The 20,242-nt window shown below is 61.6% G+C and carries 21 protein-coding genes and 2 tRNA genes; 7 read left to right on the top strand and 16 right to left on the bottom strand.

What is annotated here, in order from left to right; all coding sequences use genetic code 11:
* Window positions 1-35 precede the first annotated feature (35 nt).
* Window positions 36-521, top strand: coding sequence for a Mov34/MPN/PAD-1 family protein (locus tag A0U93_RS02475; protein ID WP_245825032.1), 486 nt, complete (start codon window positions 36-38; stop codon window positions 519-521).
* On the opposite strand, the gene A0U93_RS17175 is transcribed toward A0U93_RS02475, so the two are convergent.
* Together A0U93_RS17175 and guaA are read right to left on the bottom strand one after the other, a co-directional pair.
* Window positions 518-1,327 carry an Arm DNA-binding domain-containing protein gene (locus A0U93_RS17175; protein WP_456306289.1) on the bottom strand — a complete coding sequence of 270 codons (810 nt, stop codon included), beginning with the start codon at window positions 1,325-1,327 and terminating at the stop codon, window positions 518-520. The two genes, A0U93_RS02475 and A0U93_RS17175, sit on opposite strands and share 4 nt — an antisense overlap.
* A gap of 220 nt (window positions 1,328-1,547) precedes the next feature.
* A complete protein-coding gene (gene guaA, locus A0U93_RS02460) occupies window positions 1,548-3,137 on the bottom strand; it encodes a glutamine-hydrolyzing GMP synthase (protein ID WP_077805952.1) in 1,590 nt (529 codons plus the stop codon).
* Between the two features lie 133 nt (window positions 3,138-3,270).
* Here guaA and A0U93_RS02455 point away from each other — a divergent pair, with 133 nt between their 5' ends.
* The 3 genes from A0U93_RS02455 to A0U93_RS02445 all read left to right on the top strand — a co-directional run bounded on the left by A0U93_RS02455 (window position 3,271) and on the right by A0U93_RS02445 (window position 3,944).
* Complete coding sequence (locus A0U93_RS02455; RefSeq protein ID WP_174807245.1) at window positions 3,271-3,678, top strand: hypothetical protein; 408 nt, start codon at window positions 3,271-3,273, stop codon at window positions 3,676-3,678.
* A 68-nt stretch (window positions 3,679-3,746) separates the two neighbouring features.
* A tRNA-Arg gene (locus A0U93_RS02450) sits at window positions 3,747-3,823 on the top strand.
* Between the two features lie 44 nt (window positions 3,824-3,867).
* A tRNA-Arg gene (locus A0U93_RS02445) sits at window positions 3,868-3,944 on the top strand.
* A gap of 9 nt (window positions 3,945-3,953) precedes the next feature.
* On the opposite strand, the gene A0U93_RS02440 is transcribed toward A0U93_RS02445, so the two are convergent.
* The 4 genes from A0U93_RS02440 to A0U93_RS02425 all read right to left on the bottom strand — a co-directional run bounded on the left by A0U93_RS02440 (window position 3,954) and on the right by A0U93_RS02425 (window position 6,278).
* The gene (locus A0U93_RS02440; RefSeq protein ID WP_077805951.1) at window positions 3,954-4,691 is read right to left on the bottom strand and encodes an SDR family NAD(P)-dependent oxidoreductase; all 738 of its coding nucleotides are present in this window, start codon (window positions 4,689-4,691) and stop codon (window positions 3,954-3,956) included.
* 10 nt (window positions 4,692-4,701) lie between these two features.
* Window positions 4,702-5,094 (bottom strand): response regulator, encoded by a 393-nt coding sequence (locus A0U93_RS02435; protein WP_211274040.1) that lies wholly within the window; start codon window positions 5,092-5,094, stop codon window positions 4,702-4,704.
* A gap of 123 nt (window positions 5,095-5,217) precedes the next feature.
* On the bottom strand, window positions 5,218-5,889 hold the full coding sequence (locus tag A0U93_RS02430; protein ID WP_077805950.1) for a trypsin-like serine peptidase: 672 nt from the start codon (window positions 5,887-5,889) through the stop codon (window positions 5,218-5,220).
* Window positions 5,886-6,278: a cytidine deaminase gene (locus tag A0U93_RS02425; protein WP_077805949.1), complete on the bottom strand. Its 393-nt coding sequence runs from the start codon at window positions 6,276-6,278 to the stop codon at window positions 5,886-5,888. The genes A0U93_RS02430 and A0U93_RS02425 overlap by 4 nt, the downstream gene beginning before the upstream one ends.
* A gap of 67 nt (window positions 6,279-6,345) precedes the next feature.
* Here A0U93_RS02425 and lysA point away from each other — a divergent pair, with 67 nt between their 5' ends.
* Entirely contained in the window at window positions 6,346-7,677 is a 1,332-nt protein-coding gene (gene lysA, locus A0U93_RS02420) for a diaminopimelate decarboxylase (protein ID WP_077808266.1), read from the top strand.
* Window positions 7,678-7,690: 13 nt separating this feature from the next.
* A complete protein-coding gene (locus A0U93_RS02415) occupies window positions 7,691-10,384 on the top strand; it encodes a DUF4175 domain-containing protein (protein ID WP_077805948.1) in 2,694 nt (897 codons plus the stop codon).
* Window positions 10,385-10,495: 111 nt separating this feature from the next.
* On the opposite strand, the gene A0U93_RS02410 is transcribed toward A0U93_RS02415, so the two are convergent.
* The 10 genes from A0U93_RS02410 to hydA all read right to left on the bottom strand — a co-directional run bounded on the left by A0U93_RS02410 (window position 10,496) and on the right by hydA (window position 19,491).
* Window positions 10,496-11,059 carry a ferritin-like domain-containing protein gene (locus A0U93_RS02410; RefSeq protein WP_077805947.1) on the bottom strand — a complete coding sequence of 188 codons (564 nt, stop codon included), beginning with the start codon at window positions 11,057-11,059 and terminating at the stop codon, window positions 10,496-10,498.
* Between the two features lie 65 nt (window positions 11,060-11,124).
* Complete coding sequence (uraH, locus tag A0U93_RS02405) at window positions 11,125-11,457, bottom strand: hydroxyisourate hydrolase (RefSeq protein WP_077805946.1); 333 nt, start codon at window positions 11,455-11,457, stop codon at window positions 11,125-11,127.
* Entirely contained in the window at window positions 11,454-11,948 is a 495-nt protein-coding gene (gene uraD / locus A0U93_RS02400; RefSeq protein ID WP_077805945.1) for a 2-oxo-4-hydroxy-4-carboxy-5-ureidoimidazoline decarboxylase, read from the bottom strand. Before uraD ends, uraH begins: the two co-directional genes overlap by 4 nt.
* Complete coding sequence (gene puuE / locus A0U93_RS02395) at window positions 11,945-12,850, bottom strand: allantoinase PuuE (RefSeq protein ID WP_077805944.1); 906 nt, start codon at window positions 12,848-12,850, stop codon at window positions 11,945-11,947. Before puuE ends, uraD begins: the two co-directional genes overlap by 4 nt.
* An 11-nt stretch (window positions 12,851-12,861) precedes the next feature.
* Window positions 12,862-14,436, bottom strand: coding sequence for a gamma-glutamyltransferase family protein (locus A0U93_RS02390; protein ID WP_077805943.1), 1,575 nt, complete (start codon window positions 14,434-14,436; stop codon window positions 12,862-12,864).
* Complete coding sequence (locus A0U93_RS02385; RefSeq protein WP_077805942.1) at window positions 14,426-15,760, bottom strand: AtzE family amidohydrolase; 1,335 nt, start codon at window positions 15,758-15,760, stop codon at window positions 14,426-14,428. Before A0U93_RS02385 ends, A0U93_RS02390 begins: the two co-directional genes overlap by 11 nt.
* The gene (locus tag A0U93_RS02380; RefSeq protein WP_077805941.1) at window positions 15,757-15,939 is read right to left on the bottom strand and encodes a DUF4089 domain-containing protein; all 183 of its coding nucleotides are present in this window, start codon (window positions 15,937-15,939) and stop codon (window positions 15,757-15,759) included. Before A0U93_RS02380 ends, A0U93_RS02385 begins: the two co-directional genes overlap by 4 nt.
* Window positions 15,936-17,381: an NAD(P)-binding domain-containing protein gene (locus A0U93_RS02375; protein ID WP_077805940.1), complete on the bottom strand. Its 1,446-nt coding sequence runs from the start codon at window positions 17,379-17,381 to the stop codon at window positions 15,936-15,938. Before A0U93_RS02375 ends, A0U93_RS02380 begins: the two co-directional genes overlap by 4 nt.
* Window positions 17,378-18,079, bottom strand: coding sequence for an HAD family acid phosphatase (locus A0U93_RS02370; RefSeq protein WP_245825030.1), 702 nt, complete (start codon window positions 18,077-18,079; stop codon window positions 17,378-17,380). Before A0U93_RS02370 ends, A0U93_RS02375 begins: the two co-directional genes overlap by 4 nt.
* Complete coding sequence (gene hydA, locus A0U93_RS02365; RefSeq protein ID WP_077805939.1) at window positions 18,076-19,491, bottom strand: dihydropyrimidinase; 1,416 nt, start codon at window positions 19,489-19,491, stop codon at window positions 18,076-18,078. Before hydA ends, A0U93_RS02370 begins: the two co-directional genes overlap by 4 nt.
* Before the next feature lie 86 nt (window positions 19,492-19,577).
* Here hydA and A0U93_RS02360 point away from each other — a divergent pair, with 86 nt between their 5' ends.
* Entirely contained in the window at window positions 19,578-20,195 is a 618-nt protein-coding gene (locus A0U93_RS02360) for a TetR/AcrR family transcriptional regulator (protein ID WP_169852678.1), read from the top strand.
* Window positions 20,196-20,242: the final 47 nt, after the last annotated feature.

The raw sequence follows: 20,242 nt of genomic DNA, 5'->3' as shown, positions 1-20,242 counted from the left end.
ATGCAGTGGACGGGACTGCCGGAGTGGATGGCAGCATGACCGACAAGTTCGGGGGTGTTGCTCCTCGTTATCAGCAGGTCCCCTTCGGTCGCCCAATAATGCGCGTCGGCGCGAGTCGGGAAGGATGTTCGCTTGAGATCGGCGGCATCCTCATGGGAGAGCAAGTCGCACCCGATCATTTCCGCATCGTCGACTTCTCGGTCGACGAAACGACCGGGACGGCTGCGCATTTCGTCCGCAGTCCCGACCATCATGCGCAAGCGCTCGACATCTTCTTTCGAAAGACCGGCTCCGATTTCAAACGCTTCAACTATCTGGGCGAGTGGCATTCCCACCCCAGCTTTCCGGTCCGGCCGAGCCACGAGGACGTCATCTCGATGCAGAGCCTGGTCAACGGCGAGCGGGACATCGATTTCTCAGCGCTGCTGATCGTCCGGCTACGGTACTTTCTCCACCTCGAGGCCGCCGCCTATATGTTCGTCCGGCGCGCCGCGCCCGCCAACGTCGCGCTCACGATCTAATCGCATTCAAAAGTTACGCCGGGCGCCCGGACCGCAGCCTTCATCGCGACCCTCTTCGCGATCAACCGGCGTCCCTCCACGCCGGCCGCTGAGATCGCCCCGACCGTTGCCCCGCCCGCTTCCGATGACCTCACGGCCGAGCTGCGCCGCTGCAGCGCGCTCGGGCCCCAGGATGCCGAGGATGCGCGCTGCGTGGCGGAGCTTGACGATCGGGTGGTTGATATCGTCAGCGAGGGACTCGATGTGGTGACGGCCGGCCCGCGTTTCTCTTTGACCTCGTCGCAGAGACGCTTGAGACGCTGTGGCGTCACCTCCCCCAGCTTGAGCTTCGACAAGTTTGCCGCGATGGCGCGATCATAGACAGAGCGGCGCATCGCTAGCGTGCTGTCGGCCAGTCTTTCTGCTCCCGACTTGGGATCGGCCTTGTGCTTGAAATACGCTTCCGCCCAACCGCCGAAGGTGAACGCTTCGGCTGACGCAGTGCGCTTCTCCACCTTGGCTTTCGACGGCGACTCACCCCGCTCGACCTGGCGCCTGGCGCGCCCCAAAAGCGTCCTCGCCTCCGCAAGCGACACATCCATTCCGTATTCCAGTGCGTCGGGCGCCCGTGTCAGCGTGCGCGCCGCCTCGGCGCTGTAGCGGCCGATGGTCAAGATCTCCTGCCGCCCGTTTACTCGGTACTGATACCGGAATGAAATGACCCCGCTCGGCGTGACAGCGGCGTGCATCCCGTCGCGGTCCGTCACCTTGTAGAGCTTGGCCTTTGGCTTGAGGTTTTTCAGTTCTTTATCAGTGAGATCGCCCATAAATCCGCATCCGGTCGGGGGGCAAACGGATACCAACAAAGGGGGTGTTGGTAGCGAAAGCCCGTTTCTTGACCATTCTGCGCCATACCAACATCGCTACCAACAAAGTGGCCGGGCTGGGGTGACATGCAGTGATACGGGGTAGGAAGAAAAGTCCTTGTTAGTCAGAAGGTTCAGGCGATTTTTGGTACTGCGCGAGATAGTCTGAAACGACCTTAGATCACTCCCACTCGATCGTTCCTGGGGGTTTGGACGTGATGTCATACGTCACACGGTTGATGCCCCGGACTTCGTTCACGATGCGACCCGCAACGCGATTCAGGAAGCCGAAGTCGAAGGGATAGACTTCGGCGGTCATGCCGTCCGTGCTCGTGACGGCGCGCAGCGCACAGGCCTGATCGTAGGTCCGTCCGTCGCCCATGACGCCAACGGTGCGCACGGGGAGCAGCACGGCGAAAGCCTGCCAGATCGCATCGTAGAGCCCGGCGTTGCGGATTTCCTCCAGATAGATGGCATCCACCTTGCGCAGGAGGTCCAGCTTCTCCCGATCAATCGCACCCGGAATACGAATGGCCAGTCCCGGACCGGGGAAAGGATGCCGGCCGACAATGGCTTCCGGAATACCGAGTTCGCGCCCCAGCGCACGCACCTCATCCTTGAAAAGCTCACGCAATGGCTCCACGAGCTGCATGTTCATGCGCTCCGGCAAGCCCCCTACATTGTGGTGCGACTTGATCGTTACCGAGGGGCCACCCGTGAAGCTGACCGATTCGATGACATCGGGATAAAGGGTGCCCTGCGCCAGAAACTGTGCGCCGCCAAGCTTTGCTGCCTCTTCCTCGAAGACCTCCACGAACAGGCGCCCGATCGTCTTGCGCTTGGTTTCCGGGTCAGTGATGCCCGCCAGCGATGACAGGAAAAGGTCGGACGCGTCGCGGTGAACGAGGCGGATGTTGAAGCGTCCACGAAAGGTCTTGACGACCTCATCCGCTTCGCCGGCGCGCAGAATGCCCGGGTCAACGAAGATGCAGGTCAGCTGGTCGCCGATGGCATCATGGATCAGCTTGGCGGCGACCGAGGAGTCAACACCGCCGGACAGGCCGCATATGACGCGCCCTTCTCCAACCTGCTTGCGGATTCGTTCGATTTCGAGTTCGCGGAAGCCGGCCATGGTCCAGGTGCCCTGGCACCCGACGACATCATGCGTAAAATTGCGCAGAAGTGCTGCGCCATGCGGCGTGTGCACGACCTCCGGGTGGAACTGCACGCCATACAGACGCCGTCCCTCGTCAGCGATGATGGCGAACGGCGCGCCTTCCGAATAGGCGACCGCGCGGAAGCCCGGCGGAAGTTTCGTCACGCGGTCGCCATGGCTCATCCAGACCTGTTCGCGATGGCCACGAGACCATGTGCCGCGAAACAGCGCGCAATCTTCTGCGATATCGATATGTGCACGCCCGAATTCGCGGTGTTCATGCGTTTCGACGGCACCGCCAAGTTGCATGCACATGGCCTGCTGCCCATAGCAGATGCCGAGCACCGGCACATTGAGTTCGAAGATGACATCCGGAATACGGGGTGCATTGGCATCATGGACGCTGGCCGGACTACCGGAAAGAATGACGCCCCGTGGGTTGAACGCCACAATTCGGGCAGGCTCGGCTGTGAACGGCCAGATTTCGCAATAAATACCACTTTCGCGAACGCGGCGTGCGATCAGCTGGGTTACCTGACTGCCGAAGTCCAGAATCAGGATGCGGTCTTCGTGCAGGAGGTGTTCAAGTTGAGCGGCGTTTTCCGATGCGGCCATGTTTCAAATCGTCCTAAACCAAGCGTGCGTCACAATCGTGGCCATCCTATAAGGGGTTCGCACGGCAGCGTCATCCATCTTGCACGCGGATCGGGCACTATATTCACTCATGCTTTTCGAGAAAAAACACATCATGACCGCTTTTGTCCGTCGGACCTGCCGTCTCGTCCTGCTTCCCGGTATGGCGAGTCTGTCCCTGCTTGCGGCATGCAGCACATCGAACACCCCCAATATCGACCCTGTCGGTATATGGACCGGCGCGTTGGTAACGGATCAGGGCACATGCCCGACCGAGCGAAACTCGACGCTACAGATTGCCACGCACACCATCAGCTTCACGCCTGCCGATGGATCCCTTGTTCTGAAGGGCGTGCGTGGCCCGGACAACCTCCACTTCCACGCGCAACTCCAGACGACCGACGCCAACCGCAGGCCACAGGCGATGGTGTTCAACGGATATCCGGTCGGTCAGGCGATCGGCGGGACTTTCGGCACGCCGTCCTGCCGGGCTCACGTCACTCTGACACGACCGAAATCATAACCTTCGGAAATTTTGATGTTTCCCTCTTGCAGGGTCGGAGCGGAGCCTTTAAGAACCCGCTCCACGACGCACCCGTAGCTCAATTGGATAGAGCACCAGACTACGAATCTGGGGGTTAGAGGTTCGAGTCCTTTCGGGTGCGCCAAGGCTTTTCAAGCCGCGATATAGATCAGTCATACTGGTCGCATGGCACCCGTAGCTCAATTGGATAGAGCACCAGACTACGAATCTGGGGGTTAGAGGTTCGAGTCCTTTCGGGTGCGCCATACTCTCGCTTATCGACCGCCGGAAACCGTCAAAGTGGTGCCGGTGATATAAGAGGCCTTGTCCGACAGCAGGAAGGCGACAGCCTCTGCGATCTCGCTCGGTTCTCCCATACGTCCCATCGGCACATATTTTTCAGCGGCCTGAGCCGCTTCCGCAGGGACCATCTCCGTATCGGTCAGCCCAGGCGCCACGGCGTTGACGCGTATGCCATTACGCGCCACTTCATTGGCGAAGCCCTTAGTGAAAGTCTCGATCGCGCCTTTCGTCGTGGCATACGCAACGAGTCCCGATAGCCCACCCAACCGCGCGGCGACCGATGAGATATTGATGATGACGCCCCCAAGGGCGCCAGCTTCTGTTGACAATCGCCGTGCGGCCTCGCCTGCGGCAATCAGGCTGCCCGTAATGTTTGTCGCGATCAGCTTGTTGAGGTCTTCTGGCGTCTGGTCGGCGATCGGAGCCTGTGTGCCGGTGATGCCGGCATTATTAACCAGTCCATGCAGCGGCCCTAATGCCGATATCGCATCATCAAAGAGTTTGGCAATCTGCGCGGGGTTCGTCACGTCGGCCTGAAAGGCCCGGATACGCCCGCCCTCGCCTTGCAGACGCGATACGACCTCATCAGCTCGTGTCGATGAACTCGTATAGGTGATCGCAACCGCATAGCCCTCCTGCACGAGTTTTTCAGCAATCGCGCGACCGATCCCGCGCGCGCCGCCGGTGACAATGACAAGATTTTTTTCCATGGGAGTCTCTTTAATGGGTGAAGCGCTGTAGCGCCGCGCTGACGTCATCGAGAAGATATGGTTTGGGCAGGAAAATACCTTCAGATGGCAATTCCAGCTTGTCAGCGTGAAAAGTGCCTGAGGTCACGATGATCTTGATCGATGAGTTCAGGGCGCGAATGTAGCGAATGAGGTCAATGCCGTTCATGGCGCCGGGCATGTCCACATCGGAAAAGACGAAAGCGATATCCTGACGCATCCTGAGCATGTTGAGGGCACTCATGGCGTCCGCGGCTTCGAGCGCCGTGAAGCCCGCCTCCTCGATCATATCGACGGCAACGAGTCTCAACAGGGCCTGGTCTTCCACCACGAGGACGACCGGCGGAGTCGTCGAGTGGTCAGAAAACATCGTGCGCATCGCCATAATGTGCCTTCCGAAGGTCGACGACATGCGTCGGGAGGATTCCACCATCTGAAACGACGAAATGCCGCTTTTGTTCAAAAATTACTGCATGACCGAAACGCGGCGTTGCAAAAATACAATTGCCTATTGAGCAATGGCGTATCCGCCATATCCGGCATGTGCCAGCGTCGTCACGCCGGCAATGGCCCAGCCTTGCGAGGCCCGGACGATCAGGGGCGCGCCGCTGACGCCGAAGGTGCCGCTGCAATTATGGGCGACAAGTTTGCCCGTGATGCGCACGATGGCGCAGTCCGTGTCACCGACGGCAATCTCCGCGCGGTCCTGTTGATATCCGGCCAGGGCGGCGCGCATTCCAACGGCAGGTTTCACGAAAGGCAATAACTGGCTCTCGGATATCAAGGATCGATCGAGAACGAGAAGCGCGTGATCGTCGAGTGGCGTGGTTGTGGGAGCGATCGGGTTATAGCCGGCTGGAATGACTAGGCGCTGCACATGGGCATGCGCCCGATATGTCCCTGCGCGATAGCCGAGCAGGAAATGGACATGACCGGGTGGCGTGAAATGACCGGTCTTTCGAATGAAAAGGCAATGTGCAGCCGTTTCGACCACACGCGGCGCAACAAGGAAGCCTGTACAGCGGGCGCCCAGATCCGTCTGAACACGTCCCAGAATCCGCCATGGCGGATCATTTAGTGGTATGGGGCGTCTTGCATTGCCATCGATGCCGGGGAGCGCCTGAGCCGTGGCGTCCTGAACTGCCAGCAGAGCCAGAAGCGCCGCGGCTGCAAATCTCACACAAGATGGTCCGGGCCGAATGAATCGGGCAGCAGTTCCGCAAGGGTGCGCACGAGGCGAGGTTCTCCTTCCGCCCCGACAATCCTGATTACCAGGTCAGGCGATGCAAATTCGCGCAGGCGCTGACGGCATCCACCGCATGGCGTGCATGGCGCCTCCCCACCGCCAGCGATCACGACTTCCTGGATGCGCTTGCCGCCGGCTGCGATCATCACCGAAATGGCGCCGGCTTCGGCGCAGCTACCTTGGGGAAATGCGGCGTTTTCAACGTTGCAGCCCGCATGCAGGCCAATATCGCTTCGTATGGCCGCACCGACCAGAAATCTGGAATAAGGTGCATAGGCTTTCTTGCGGACCGCCACGGCGGCTTGCGTCAGATCATCGCTCATATTGCAAGAACTACACTCTTTTCCTCCCCGCTTGGAAGGCGGCGCGTTGGTCGATAGTCTGTCGATCATGACGCGCCCCGATCCCGATCCCCTGCATCTTCTTGCATCCCGTCCTTCACTGCGCATGGACGTCCATTCCGGCCTCTTGTTCGAAGATGTGCCTTTGCAGATTCTTGCCAGAGATCTGGGAACGCCTTGCTGGGTGACAGGCGCCGGGACCCTTCGTCGGCGCGTCCGTAATCTCCGCTCGGCCTTCGAGGCAGCGGGGCTGGATGTCGGGTTTCATTACGCGATGAAGGCGAACGACCATCTGGCAACACTCAGCGTCCTTCGTGCTGAAGGGTGCGGTGCAGATGTCGTAAGTGGTGGTGAGCTTCATCGGGCGTTGACGGTGGGCATCAGGCCGGATCGGATCGTTTTCTCCGGCGTCGGCAAGACGGACGCTGAACTGAAATTCGCGCTGGTCCAGGGGGTCGGGCAGATCAATGTCGAGAGTGCGGAGGAACTGGTCCGTCTTTCCGCGCTGGCTGGCACGCTCGGCGCGACGGCACGGGTCGCCCTGCGTGTAAATCCGGACGTGGAGGCCGGCACGCACGACAAGATCAGCACCGGTCGTGCCGGAGACAAATTCGGCATCGCCTGGCATGAAGCGCCCGCGCTCTACAGGCAGGCTTCCGACCTGCCGAATGTCATCCCCGTCGGGCTGGCCGTGCATATCGGCAGCCAGATCCTGTCCCCCGCGCCGTTCAGGGCAGCCTACGGGCGCGTGGCGGATATGGTGCGGGCGCTTCGTGCCGATGGGCTGCATGTCGATATCGTCGATTGTGGCGGCGGTCTCGGCATCCGGTATCGCGACGAACTGGCCCCCCCGCCCAGCGCTCTGGCGGGCGCCATTCAGGAGACGCTGGGAGATCTGGATGTCGCATTGGCTATCGAACCGGGGCGCTGGATTGCCGCCCCGGCCGGCGTGCTGCTGGCGTCGGTCATCGACGTGAAGAAGCAGCCGGATGACGTGCCCGATTTCATCGTGCTCGATGCGGCCATGAACGACCTTGCCCGCCCCGCCCTCTATGATTCGTGGCATGGCATCGTGCCGTTGTCGCCCGAACGGGCGCAGGAAGATCTGATACCGCAGACAGTTGTCGGCCCCGTCTGTGAAAGCAGCGACATCATGGCGACCGCGCGGCCCCTCCCGCCCTTGCAGCGTGGCGATGTCGTCGCCATTCTCGATACCGGTGCCTATGGTGCCGTCATGAGTTCGACCTACAATGCTCGCCCTCTCGCGGCGCAGGCCATGGTCGAACATGGACAATGGCAGACGATCAAGGCGCGTCAGCCCATTGAGGCATTGTGGGCTGGCGAGACGATCCCCGAATGGCTGGATCGCGAAACAGCGTGAGCAGCGAGGCAGCATGAGCGCGACCCTGCACGATCGGCCCTTCCTTGTTCGCCGTCTTTCTCGCGTGCGGCGTCATGCACGGCGCGTCCTGTGGATGGAGCGCGCCTGGCCGCAACTACACGGCGTCGTAGCGGCAACCGGTCTGTATATACTGGCTGGATTGCTGCGCGTGCCGCAGAGCCTGCCGGACTGGGCGCGGGTCATTCTTCTGGTGTGTTTCGTCAGCACGGTCGTCATCATGACGATACGTGGCTGGCGTCGGATCGTCGATCCGACAGTGGCCGAGATGGATCGGCAGATTGAACGTGCCTCTCGTCTGCCGTTTCAACCGTTGCTGGCATTGCAGGACCATCCGGCGACAACTGGCGAACCGGCCCTGTGGCACCTCCACATCGAACGCGTCATGCGTGGGATCGGGGTGTTGCGGGCTGGCTGGCCGAAACCGCGCCTGACGCCATGGGATCGTGGCGGCGCGGCCTTTCTTCTGGCGGCCCTGCTAACGGCGCTTGTTTTGGCCGGTACGTCGGCCCCCTCTCGCATTCTGGCGGCTTTCGTACCGGGGATGGACGACGCGGACGTTCCTCTGCCTCGTATCCAGGCGTGGATCGACTTACCTTCCTATGCGCCTGGCGCACCTCAATTCCTTGGCGAGCGTGATGGCACCGCATCCGTTCCACAAGGCGCGCGGCTGACGGCCATCTTGACCGGGACAATGTCACATCCCTATCTTTCGGGTGCGACGACGAGCGCGCGTGATGATCGGGCGCTGGATCGCCGAAGCTGGGCACTGCATGCATCGCTGGATGGCAGTGGCACCCTGCGTCTGAAGTCTCGCTGGCGGACGATTGCACAATGGCAGATGCAGGTGCGACCTGATCTGGCGCCGGATGTGGCATGGGACGGCAAGCCGCAGGTCGTTCAGGACACCTGGCGGCTGAAACTGCCCTGGAAAGTCGCCCAGGCTTATGGGGTTCAGTCGTTGCAGGCTGAAATGAGACTGCACGGTCGAAGCAATCCACGCGTGCTCAAGGTGCCTGTTCCGCTGAATGGCGCGCCGAAAGACGCCCATGGTGTTTCGGAGCAGGACCTGTCCGCGGATCCATGGGCGGGCGAACAGGTGGATGCCACGCTATATGCCACCAGCGTCAGCGGCCTGCACGCGCGAAGCAAGCCCGTGACTTTCCGGTTGCCGGCGCGCAGTTTCCATGACCCGGTCGCGAAGGCGATCATCGCGACACGGCATCGCCTTGCGCTGGGTGAACAGACGCGCGTGGCGGCAGCCGACGATCTGCGCGCACTGACCGAGGTCCTGCCCCTTCGCGAGACAGGCGTAATCCTTTCGCTTGATCTGGCCGCCAGCCAATTGACCGACCCGGATGACGCAGACGCCAGGGAGCAGGTGATCGGTCTTACCTGGGCGGTAGCGCTCTATCTGGAGGATCTGCGCGAAACGGATCGCGAAACGGCTTTGGCCAATCTCGATATCCGGGCGGCACAGGCGGCCGTACAGACGCAGATCGCGCATATGAAGAAGCTGGGTCATGCCGGACAGGTGACCGCGGAGCAGGAAGAGCTGGCCCAGCGCATGAAGACCCTGCGGCAGGCGATTGATCGCAGGATGCAGGCCTTGATGCGTCAGGCCATGCAGAACGGCACGATGTTGCCGGAAACAAGCCAGGATCAGGGGGATGCCGATGATGCTTTCGCGCGGCTCATGCGACGGCTGCAATCGGACGCGACGAATGGTCACGGCGACGATGCGATGCGTCGGCTCCAGCAATTGGAAGAGATGACCAGCCGGATGCGCAATGCCACGCCGCAGGATCTGGCGAACATGGCGCAACAGATGCGTGCGCAGGCCGAGGCGCAGGCCCAGCGCCACGAACTTCACGATCTGGTCAAGCGGCAGGCGGCATTGCTCGATCATACCCAGTCCCGGCTGAGTGCCCAGCGTCGCGCGAATTCGACCGATCAGGATGAGGACAGTCCGGGCGGGAGCGACAATCAGGATCTCGCGACGATGTCCACGCCGGAATTGCTTCGCCGGCTTGGCCTGCAACAACCGCCATCGGAAGCGCTGGAGACGAGGACGGATACGGCACCACCGCCTGCCGACCCGGCTGTCGAGGCCACCCACGACGAGGAGCGGCGCAAGGATCATGCCGTGCAAAGTGCGTTGCGTCGCGTGGATACGATCCTGAACGATGCGGTGAAGCAGACATCCGGCAAACCTCTCGACGGCTTGAAGAAGGCCGATAAGGACATGGCCGCCGCCCGACATGCCTTGGCGCATGGGCAGGATGACGCGGCGCAACAGGCCGAACAGCAGGCGCTCAAGGACCTTGCGGAAGCCGGCAAACAGATGAGCGACGCACAGAAGGCGCAGTCGAAGGGCGGCGGCCCGATTGCACTGTTGCCCGGCTTCAGCTCCGCCGCTGATCGACAGGGCGGTGGAAAAGCGGGACAAGGCCAGGGCGACGATAGTGACTCGGACGGCGCGGATGCGGACCGTCATGGCGATCGCGATCCGCTGGGGCGTAAGCTGGGCAAGGGTAATCAGGGCATGGACACGGACGGCCACATACCGGAGGCCGACCAGCGTGCGCGGGCGCGGGAAATCGAACGCGAACTACGCCGCCGGGATGCCGATCGGACGCGCCCGCGCAGCGAACTCGATTATCTCGATCGGCTGCTCAAATCATACTGAGCCGCCGCGCTGCCTGTCGTGGCGACATCCGGCCACCGCTAAAAAAGGCCCCCGGAGCGGTATGCTCATCGGGGGCCGTGGCTTCAGATGTTCTCTGGCAAGGTCATGTGCTCAGGAAAGGAATGGCTTGCCTTCGTGCGCGACCAGAAGATCGTGCATGTCCGTCGCGTGGTCTTCCTCTTCCGCCAGGAAGCCTTCCAGCATGATCCGCGTGGTGGGATCATGGTCGCCGAAATAGCGGATCAACTCCTGATAGTGTTCGATCACGACACGTTCGGCGATCAGGTTCTGCTTGACCATTTCGACAAGATTGCCGCCGTTGCCGTATTCTGTCGCCGAACGCGAGGCCAGGCCTTCAGGATTGAAGTTCGGAATACCACCCAATTGATCGATGCGCTCGGCGGCGGCAAGCATATGCTGACGCTCTTCCTTCGCATGTTGGGCGAATTCGGCGCCCACGCTTTCGCTTGCCAAGCCTTCGACGGAGATTGAGTGCATCGTGTAGCGCAGTACGCAGACGAGTTCCGTCGCCACGACGCTTTGCAGGAGATCGATCGTCTTTTGGACATCGCCCTGATAGGTAGGCGTTACGGCACCATCGTCGAGGGATTTCCTGGCGCGCTCGCGCAGCATTGCCACGTCCGTCAGGAAGGTGTTGCCAGGGTCTGTGGTCATCGTCGCGGTCCTTTGTCGTCGGTTTGAAGACCTAACGCCAGAACCCCTAAATGTTTCATCTCTTGTCAGCTGCCGCGATAGGTCGAGTAACCATAGGGCGAGAGCAGAAGTGGCACGTGATAATGCCCCTCATCTCCGATGCCGAAGAAAATGGGAACGGTCTCCAGAAACGGCGGATCGGCCAACACCATACCCTGCTCTGCGAAATAGGCAGCGACGCAGAAGACAAGCCGGTATCGGCCGGCCGTCAGGACGAGGTCCTTCAGCGCAGGACAACGGCCGTCTTCGTTCGTGATGCCTTCGAAGCGCAACACGTCACCTTCCTGCAACGTAAAGCTCACGCCTGACGCCGGTCTGCCAAGGGCGGTATCCAGCACGTGGGTCGAAAGTGTTGTCATGGCCGAAGCTTATCCTGTAACCGCAGGGCTGCAATACGATCGATCTGCGTCAGCGCCTCCTCAAGCTCTACATCGTCCGCGTTCGCCAGCCTTCTTTGTAACTCGGCGAGAATGACGGCTTTGCTGGCTTCCCGCACGCAGATCACGAAAGGCATGTCGAAACGCTGGCGGTAGGCGTCGTTTGCGGCCCTGAAGCGTGTGAACTCATCCGGCGTCAGGCGATCCAGGCCGGCACCGGCCTGCTCGGCGGCGGATAGTTCGCCAAGCGTGGGATCGACGCCGAACTTGCGCGCCAGTTCCGGATGAGCACGCACCAGTGCCCGGCGGCGAGCGATATCGGCCCCACGTACGATATCCGCACATGTCGCCAGGAATATCGCCGGGTCGGCAAAAGGTCCCTGCGCATAGGCCGCCTCCACGATCCATGGCGAGTTCTCGTAGATGTCGCCGAACCGCGAGACGAAATCGGCGGACGAAATTCCCTCGATCATGCAGGGTGGGTCCTCAGCCAGTGTTGGGCGATGTCCAGCCGTCGTGCCACCCAGACGCGATCGTGGCGTGCGATGTGCTCGATGAACTTCTGCAGTGCCAAGGTACGCGCCGGCTTTCCGGCAAGACGACAATGCAGGCCGATCGACATCATGCGGGGCGCTGTCTCGCCTTCTGCATACAGCAGATCGAATGTATCGCGGAGATAACGGAAGAACTGCTCGCCTTCGGTGAAACCGTTCAGGGCAGCGAACTTCATGTCGTTTGCATCAAGCGTATACGGCACGATCAGCTGATTGCGGCCATGGGTTCGATCATAATAAGGCAGTTCGTCGGCATAGGAATCGGCGTCGTAAACAAATCCGCCCTCCTCGGCGACAAGGCGCGCGGTATTCGGACTCGTCCGCCCCTGATACCAGCCGAGCGGTCGCTCGCCGACGACGGACGTATGCAGGGCGATCGCCTCAAGGATGTGCGCGCGTTCGACGTCGACGGGGATATCCTGATAATCGATCCAGCGCAGTCCATGGCTGGCGATTTCCCAATCCGCCTTGCGCATGGCCATGACGGCATCCGGGTTGCGCGCCAATGCCAGCGCGACGCCGAAGACCGTCACGGGCAGGCCCGCTGCCGTAAACAGGCGATGCAGCCGCCAGAAACCCACCCGTGAACCATATTCATACAGACTTTCCATCTGCATGCCGCGGCTGCCCGATATGGCGCGCGCGCCAATCATCTCGGAAAGGAATGCTTCCGATCCCGCATCGCCATGTAGAACGCTGTTTTCCGCGCCTTCCTCGTAATTCAGCACGAACTGAACGGCGATGCGTGCGGCATTCGGCCAGCATGGATCGGGAGGGTGCGCACCGTAGCCGATCAGGTCCCGTGGGTAGGATTGTGTCATGTTCACCTCATTCACCACGCCGCCACCGTGCCATCGCTACGCGGATCGCATGCGCCTTCCAGCGTGCCGTCGCCATAACGCCGGATTGCACCGGCATGCCCCATGGCATCCGCAAAGGCCGGAAGAATCTCGACATCGTGCCCCATCGTTCGGAGTGCATCGACGATATCGCCGGGGAAGCGGTCCTCCAGTTTCAACGTCGTGGTGGCTTCGCCCCATGTGCGCCCCAATAACCATCTCGGCGCCGTGATGGCGTGTTGCAGGCTCATGCCGGCAATCACCGCACGCGCGACGATTGCCGCCTGGGTTTGCGGTTGTCCCTCCCCGCCCATCGTGCCGTAGGTCATGATGCTGCCGTCACGCAATTCGGCCAGAGCGGGATTCAGGGTATGAAACGGCTTGCGGCCCGGTGCGAGACGACGAAGACCGTGGTTGCTCAGGTCGAAACTCGCGCCGCGATTCTGCCAGACGATGCCAGTGTTCGGCAGCGTGACGCCCGAGCCGAATTCGAAATACAGGCTTTGTATCGCGCTGACCGCCCAGCCCTGGGCATCGACGACACCGAACCATGTCGTGTCGCCACCATGGGACGGGCGGGGCCAGGGCGTCGCCCGATCAGGATCGAATGCCGCCGCCATGGTATCCAGCGCCGACGGATCCTGAAGCAGGTCCTGCGGGTCGGACATCATGATTGCCGGATCAGCAATCGTCGCGTCCCGATAGAGAAAAGCGCGTTTGGTCGCCTCGACCCATTTATGCAGGTCTTCGGTCGTATCGGCGCCACGCACGCCCCACCGTTCGGCCAGTGCCAGAATCAGCAGGGATGCTGCGCCTTGCGTTGGCGGTCGGGTATTGTAAAACCGGCCACATCCGAGTTGCACGGATAATGGCGTGCCGACCGTCGCCGTATGCGCCTCAAGATCGTTGACATCGACCGGAGAGCCGGCGGTGTGAAGATCGCGCGCGATATCGGCGGCAAGCGACCCCGTGTAGAAATCGGATAACCCGGCCGCCGCAAGCCGCCTCAGTGTATTCGCCAATGCGGTATTGCGGAGAACTTCGCCCGTCGCAATCGGCGCACCGTCAGGCAGGAAAAGCGTTGCGAACCCGGGAATATGCCGAAGATCACCGGCATGGCGCGCTGCAAGCCCGGCGAGGCTTTCCGTTGCGATGACACCGTCCTCGGCATAATGGATCGCATCGTCGAGAAGCCGCGCGATCGGCTGTCGCCCGCCGATATGATGTGCGGCCTGCCAGCCCGAGACGGTTCCGGCCACCGTATTGGCCGCCAGCCCGCCGTGCCAGGGTATGGCATCCCTGCCGCGATACAGTTCAACTTCGGCGGCCCGTGCCGCCCGCCCACACGCGTCGATTGCCGTTACCTGCCCGTCCGGTCGACGAATGAGCCAGAAACCGTCCCCGCCGATTCCGGTCATATGGGGGTAGACGACAGCCAAGGTGGCGGCCACGCCGATGGCGGCATCGATGGCCGAACCGCCGGATTTCAAAATGTCGCGGCCGGTCTGCGCGGCGAGATGATGGGGCGCTGTGACCATGCCATGCTTCGCGCGCGCGCTATGCAGCATGATCGTGCTTTTTCGGGGAAGCAGTCATGCCGGATCCTTCCAGTTCCGCTGCCAACGCGAAGAGCTGGTCTTCGCGTCCGGGACGGGCGATCAACTGCGCGCCCAGTGGCAGGCCGGAAGTGCGCATCGGCAGCGTTAAAATCGGGAAACCCGCCAATGTCAGCGGCTGCGTGTAGATGCCGAGATTGGCACGTGCCGGAACGTCCCTGCCGTCAATCCGAATGGTGGGCTCGTCGAGGCGAGGCGCTACGCATGGCACGGCGGGGGCAATCAGAATATCGGCATTGACGAATGCCTTATGCATCTGTCGGCGAAACCAGTTCCGCAGGCGCTGTGCCTTGAAGACGATATGGGCGGGCAGCAGGGCGCCGGCCAGCAGACGATCACGCACGGCCGGATCGTATTCATCGGCGAATTCCCGCAGGCGCGGCAGGTGCAATGACCCGCCCTCAGCCGCGCTGATGACGAACGCCGCGGCTCTGGCGCGGGCAACTTCGGGCAATTCGACGACCTGGGTTGCGTCCAGATGTCCGGCAAGGCTGTCCATGGCCTGGGCCATGTCAGTCGTCATGTTGGTGGCGAACCAGCCGCCAAGCCGCGCTATCCGCCAATCACGCGTGTTGATGGCGGGAAGTGTCGCGCGGCTCAACGCTTCGAAGGTGGCCCGCAGATATGCCGACGATGTCGCAAACGGTCCCACGGTATCCAGGCTCGCGACAAAGGGGTAACTGCCTTCGGTCGGCAGACGACCCTGCGTGGCCCGAAGTCCCCAGACGCCACATAGCGAGGCGGGAACGCGGATCGATCCGTTGGTGTCCGACCCCAGTGCAACAGGAAAAAATCCCGCCGCAACCCCGGCGGCGGATCCGCCGGATGAGCCGCCCGCCAGTCTGTCTTGATCGTGGGGGTTACGCGTGACGCCGTGGTGGGCATTGTCAGTCGCAAATCCATACGCGAACTCGTCCATATTGGTCGTCGCGACCGGAACGGCGCCAGCCTCGATCAACCGTGAGACAAGGATCGCATCCTTGGTTGCTGAAGACGATCCGGCAAGAACGCGCGATCCGGCCGTCGTGACCTCACCGCGCACATCGAACAGATCCTTGACGCCGAAAGGAACGCCCGCGAGTGGTCCGGGGTCCTGACCCGCCGCGAGAAGGCGATCGATCCGCGCTGCACATTCCATCGCCCGTTGATGCAGGACGCGCGTCACTGCGTTATATCGTCCGTCCTCCGTCTCGATCCGCGCCATCGCCTGTCTGGCGATATCGACGGCCGAAACGCGGCGTGCGCGTATCTCTCCGGTGATCTCCGGCGCCGTCATGGGTGGTACTCGAACGCCGGTTCTTCCCTGTCCGGAAGAGGGAATTCGTCGATCAACTCGCTATAGGCGCGAAGAAGCCGCAGATTGGCGCTGACACCTGCGCGATGCTCCGGGGCGATCGTCAGCCCGACACCGGCGCTGAGGATGTCAATCTCCCTGTCGTCGATGGCGTCCGTCATGCGAGGCCTCCAGCAAAATCTGGCGGTGCGGTGAGGCTGGTCAGTTCCTCAGCGTCATAGGCCAGGAGGCTCTCGAGATGCCGTTCTCCATCCGTCACGAACAGGTCGCAAGCCAACCCGCGCGCCAGTCTCTCGACCCCGAAACGCATACCGCTGATGGAGGCGCCGGAAAGGCCCATGCTGGGTGTGGCGGAGAATGTGAAATTGTGGATGGCCGCCAGCATTTCGGCATCCTTCGCATCGGGATCGCGTGGCAGGAACTGGCTGTGCGAGCCGAGATAAGGGTAGCTGCCGAGAACAGCGCTTTCCTCGCCGGGAGGTGCGGCGAAGCAATCGCGCCAGAGGGCGACATTCGGCGCAAAACCTGCCGTTTCGGGCCGCCGGGCCAGATCGATGATGAAGCCCGTGCCGATGATGACGAAGTCGAAGGCCATCTCGCCATGCGGTGTTGCGACGAGCACGCCATCATCCTGCATGCTTGCGTTCAGCCATGGTGTGTCGCCATGAAATCTGAAGCCGTCATAACGGCTGCATCGCCAAAACGTGTCCTGTGGCGGCGGCTGGTTAAGGTCGAAGATATGCCGCATGAAACGCCAGCGGGTCAGATCGGGTAGCGCATGGAAATGCCCGAGGAATCCGGCATTCTCCATCCAGCGATAGGGATTGATACGCGGCAGCGTCTGGCGACGGATGCACAGATCGACGGTCGCGGCCCCGGCCTCCAGCGCCGTCGCGGCATTGTCGAAAGCCGATGCGCCACCGCCCAGCACGCCAATGCGTTTGCCGTGCAAGGCCGCGAAGTCGATCTCCTGATGTGTGTGGGCATAGCGGTCCGCAGGCAGGGTATCGCGGATGAAAGACGGCACATGCCACATGCCGCCGCCATCGATACCCGTTGCGAGGACAAGCTTACGCGCCCATCGTATTTGCGTGGCGCCGCCCGCTTCCATGAATGTCAACCGCAGGAGGCCTTGGTCCCACGCCACATCCGTCAGGGCGGTTTCATGCGTGACCGGAAGGTTCAGCGTGTCACGAAACCAGTCAAGGTAGGCTTGCCAGTCATGCCGACTGATCTTGTCCAGATGCTGCCACGCCACTTCCCCATATCGCGCCTCGAACCAGGCGCGTGGCGTCAACGACGGGATGCCGAGATCCGGTCCGGTGACGTGTTTTGGTGTTCTCAGCGTGATCATGCGGGCGAATGTCGTCCATGGTCCCGCACCACCGTTGCTGGCACGTTCGAAAATCCGCACATTGTGGATGCCGAAACGCCGCAGGGCGAAAGCCGTCGCCAGACCACCCTGCCCGGCACCGATAATCGCGACATCCAGGACAGGCTCGCCATCGCGTTGGCATGGTGGCGACCAGTTGCCGGTCGCGTAGGCGATCTTGTCCAGATCGCGCGCCACCTGTCGCGTCAGGCTTTCGATATTGTCGGTCATGGCACCCTGTAGAATGGATTCGGGAGCAGAAAGCCACGTTCCGCATGGCCGCCCGCGAGGTCGGATGGCTGGTCGCCAATGTTGGCGACGATCGCATAGCCCTGTGCCTCGATGGCGGCGCGTGCGCCGGATTTGTAGCTTCCCGCGCCCGGTGTGTGTTGTCCTTCGGGTCGCAGGACGAGGCCCGACCAGTTCGCATAACCGGCGGCGCGCAGATTGTTTTCGGTCACGGAACGCTCCGACTCATGCCGTGCCGTTACAAAGAAAACGGCGACGCCATGTGCTTGAGCATTGCGCACCAGCGTTAGCGTTCCCGGAATGGCGGCTGCGCGGAGAGTCGCCTCCCATGCAAGCCAGCCGCAGGGGCCATTCGGAAGATGTTCGCATGGTCCGTTGGGTACATAACCGAAGTCGTCGGCCTGAATCTCCGGCCAGTTGGAGATCGACGTTTCGTCGATGTCCAGCACGACGGCGGGCTTCCGCACGTTCGGAGCACGCTGAGTGATCCACGCATCCGCCTGGGACAGGACCGTGTCCAGGTCGTGCGCGTAGCGCCCGCTATCATGATAAATCCGGGCGGCGTGGGCGGCTTCGCCCACATTGGGTGGCTCGCTTCCAACCGTCTGGGCGAAGGCGCAGGGTATAGCGGCCAGGGCGAGCGCAAATGTTGCGCCTCTCAGACAATGCCTCAGCATCATCGGAAGGCTGCCCGGCGACGTATGGCATCGAAATCAGGCGAGAAACAGGGGCGTTCAATATACCGCCCCTGTCCCCGTCGCGCTCGAAGATCGCCATCGACATAGGCCAGTCGTCCGCCGGCCACGACATGCCGTGCAAGCCCTGTGACAGTCATGCCTTCGTAGACGTTGTAATCGACGCGCTGGCGGGACGTGTTTGCGGAGATGGTTCGCGATGCATCCGGATCCCACAATACGAGATCTGCATCCGCACCGACCGATATGCTGCCCTTGCGCGGGTGGATATTAAAGATCCTGGCAGTATTGGTGGAAGTGATGGCGACGAATTCCATCGGAGTCAGCCGCCCTGTTCTCACGCCATGGTGCCACAATACGCTCATCCGATCCTCGATGCCCGGCGTTCCATTGGGAATTTTCGTGAAGTCGTCCCGTCCCTGCTCCTTTTGCGGCGCGCAGAAACAGCAATGGTCGGTCGCGGTGGTCTGGAGCTGTCCGGAAGCAAGTCCGGCCCATAAGGCCTCCTGATGGGCCTTCGGGCGGAAAGGCGGACTCATGACGTGCTGCGCTTTCCGGAGCCAGTCGTCCGTTTCGTAAACGCTATCGTCGATCACCAGATGCTGCGCCAGCACCTCGCCGTAAACGCGCTGCCCCTGAGCGCGTGCGCGACTGATGGCATCGGTGGCATCCTTCGTCGAGACATGGACGATGTAGATCGGGGCACCGAGCAGACCCGCAATCGCAATCACGCGCTGTGCCGCCTCGCCTTCCACGGCGGGCGGCCGGGACTGCGGATGCGATTCAGGCCCCGTCAGACCACGCGCCAGCAGATCGCGCTGAAGATAGGCGACGGCATCGCCGTTTTCGGCATGGATATTGCACAATGCACCAAGTTCGAGCGCGCGACTGATCGAGTGCATCAGCACGCCATCGTCGACCATCAATGCGCCTTTATAGGCCATGAAGTGTTTGAATGAGTTGACACCATATTCCTGCGTCAACCGACCCATCTCCATCGAGACGCGATCGTTCCAATGCGTGATCGCTACGTGGAAGGAGTAGTCCGTCACGGCTTTTTCGGCTCGTGAAGCCCAGGCATGCCATGCGTCGATCAGGGAGCCGCCAACCTCGGGAATGACGAAGTCGAGAATTGTGGTCGTGCCGCCGACGAGCCCGGCCGTCGTGCCCGTTTCGAAATCGTCGGAGGAGACGGAGCCCATGAAAGGCATTTCCATGTGGGTATGCGGATCGATTCCGCCCGGCATGATAAGCAGACCACCGGCGTCGAGCGTCTGGCAGCCGAGCGGTGCATCGATATCGTGCCCGATGGCGGCGATCCGCTCATCGAGGCAAAGGACATCGGCACGATATGTTCGTTCCGAGTCGACAATGGTTCCGCCGCGGATCAATAGCATGGCGTGCGTCTCCCGTGGTCACGGATGGTCGTTCGTGTAACGATACGCGAGAAATCTGTTCTGTCGCTATCCCTGGAGGTCGAAATTTGGGCATTCCCCGTGAAATAGCGGTGCCACGCATCATGTCGGAAGCGGAGCGAATTTTCGGGCGTCATGGATTTGCCGGCGCAAGCATGGTGGAAATCGCCCGTGCGTCCCAGTTGCCGAAAGCCAATGTTCACTACTATTTCGGGACCAAGGAAGCCCTCTATCGGGCCGTTCTCGAAAACACGCTGTCGGGCTGGCTGGCCGATGCGAGGCACTGGCTGTCGCCGCACCGGACGGCTTCGGAAGGCCTGCGAGGCTATATTGCCGCCAAGCTTGCCTTCTCCCGGGATCACGCCGATGCCTCGAAATTGTTTGCCCACGAGATTCTCCGGGGCGGTGAACACGTCCACACTTATCTGACAACCACGCTGCGGATGCACGTGGATCTTATTGGCGAGACCCTTGCGATCTGGGCCGGGCGTGGAGAGATCCGGGCGGTCGACCCACCGTATTTCATCTTCTCGCTCTGGGCCATGACGCAGTTCTACGCCGACATGAATTCGCAGATCACGGCGGTTCTGAACGGAGAAGTCGATTTCGACCGGGCGACAGGGACCATCCTTGGGCTCCTGCTGCATGGCGAATCTCCGGAACGGCTGGACGCAACGTCGAAATAAAAACTGACCTGCGGGTCAGTTTTTTCGATTGCAGAACGAAACGGAGT

Source organism: Neoasaia chiangmaiensis, assembly GCF_002005465.1.
GTDB lineage: Bacteria > Pseudomonadota > Alphaproteobacteria > Acetobacterales > Acetobacteraceae > Neoasaia > Neoasaia chiangmaiensis.
This window is presented reverse-complemented; position numbering and strand designations above follow the sequence as displayed.

Coding starts and splice junctions, on each gene's coding strand:
- uraH (WP_077805946.1), bottom strand. CDS start 11,457: ATGACAACACTTTCGACCCACGTGCTGGATACCGCCCTTGGCAGACCG.
- A0U93_RS02415 (WP_077805948.1), top strand. CDS start 7,691: ATGAGCGCGACCCTGCACGATCGGCCCTTCCTTGTTCGCCGTCTTTCT.
- A0U93_RS02440 (WP_077805951.1), bottom strand. CDS start 4,691: ATGGAAAAAAATCTTGTCATTGTCACCGGCGGCGCGCGCGGGATCGGT.
- puuE (WP_077805944.1), bottom strand. CDS start 12,850: ATGACACAATCCTACCCACGGGACCTGATCGGCTACGGTGCGCACCCT.
- A0U93_RS02385 (WP_077805942.1), bottom strand. CDS start 15,760: ATGACGGCGCCGGAGATCACCGGAGAGATACGCGCACGCCGCGTTTCG.
- A0U93_RS02455 (WP_174807245.1), top strand. CDS start 3,271: ATGACCGCTTTTGTCCGTCGGACCTGCCGTCTCGTCCTGCTTCCCGGT.
- A0U93_RS02390 (WP_077805943.1), bottom strand. CDS start 14,436: ATGCTGCATAGCGCGCGCGCGAAGCATGGCATGGTCACAGCGCCCCAT.
- uraD (WP_077805945.1), bottom strand. CDS start 11,948: ATGATCGAGGGAATTTCGTCCGCCGATTTCGTCTCGCGGTTCGGCGAC.
- guaA (WP_077805952.1), bottom strand. CDS start 3,137: ATGGCCGCATCGGAAAACGCCGCTCAACTTGAACACCTCCTGCACGAA.
- hydA (WP_077805939.1), bottom strand. CDS start 19,491: ATGCTATTGATCCGCGGCGGAACCATTGTCGACTCGGAACGAACATAT.
- A0U93_RS02380 (WP_077805941.1), bottom strand. CDS start 15,939: ATGACGGACGCCATCGACGACAGGGAGATTGACATCCTCAGCGCCGGT.
- A0U93_RS17175 (WP_456306289.1), bottom strand. CDS start 1,327: ATGGGCGATCTCACTGATAAAGAACTGAAAAACCTCAAGCCAAAGGCC.
- A0U93_RS02435 (WP_211274040.1), bottom strand. CDS start 5,094: ATGGCGATGCGCACGATGTTTTCTGACCACTCGACGACTCCGCCGGTC.
- A0U93_RS02375 (WP_077805940.1), bottom strand. CDS start 17,381: ATGACCGACAATATCGAAAGCCTGACGCGACAGGTGGCGCGCGATCTG.
- A0U93_RS02425 (WP_077805949.1), bottom strand. CDS start 6,278: ATGAGCGATGATCTGACGCAAGCCGCCGTGGCGGTCCGCAAGAAAGCC.
- lysA (WP_077808266.1), top strand. CDS start 6,346: ATGACGCGCCCCGATCCCGATCCCCTGCATCTTCTTGCATCCCGTCCT.
- A0U93_RS02370 (WP_245825030.1), bottom strand. CDS start 18,079: ATGATGCTGAGGCATTGTCTGAGAGGCGCAACATTTGCGCTCGCCCTG.
- A0U93_RS02410 (WP_077805947.1), bottom strand. CDS start 11,059: ATGACCACAGACCCTGGCAACACCTTCCTGACGGACGTGGCAATGCTG.
- A0U93_RS02475 (WP_245825032.1), top strand. CDS start 36: ATGACCGACAAGTTCGGGGGTGTTGCTCCTCGTTATCAGCAGGTCCCC.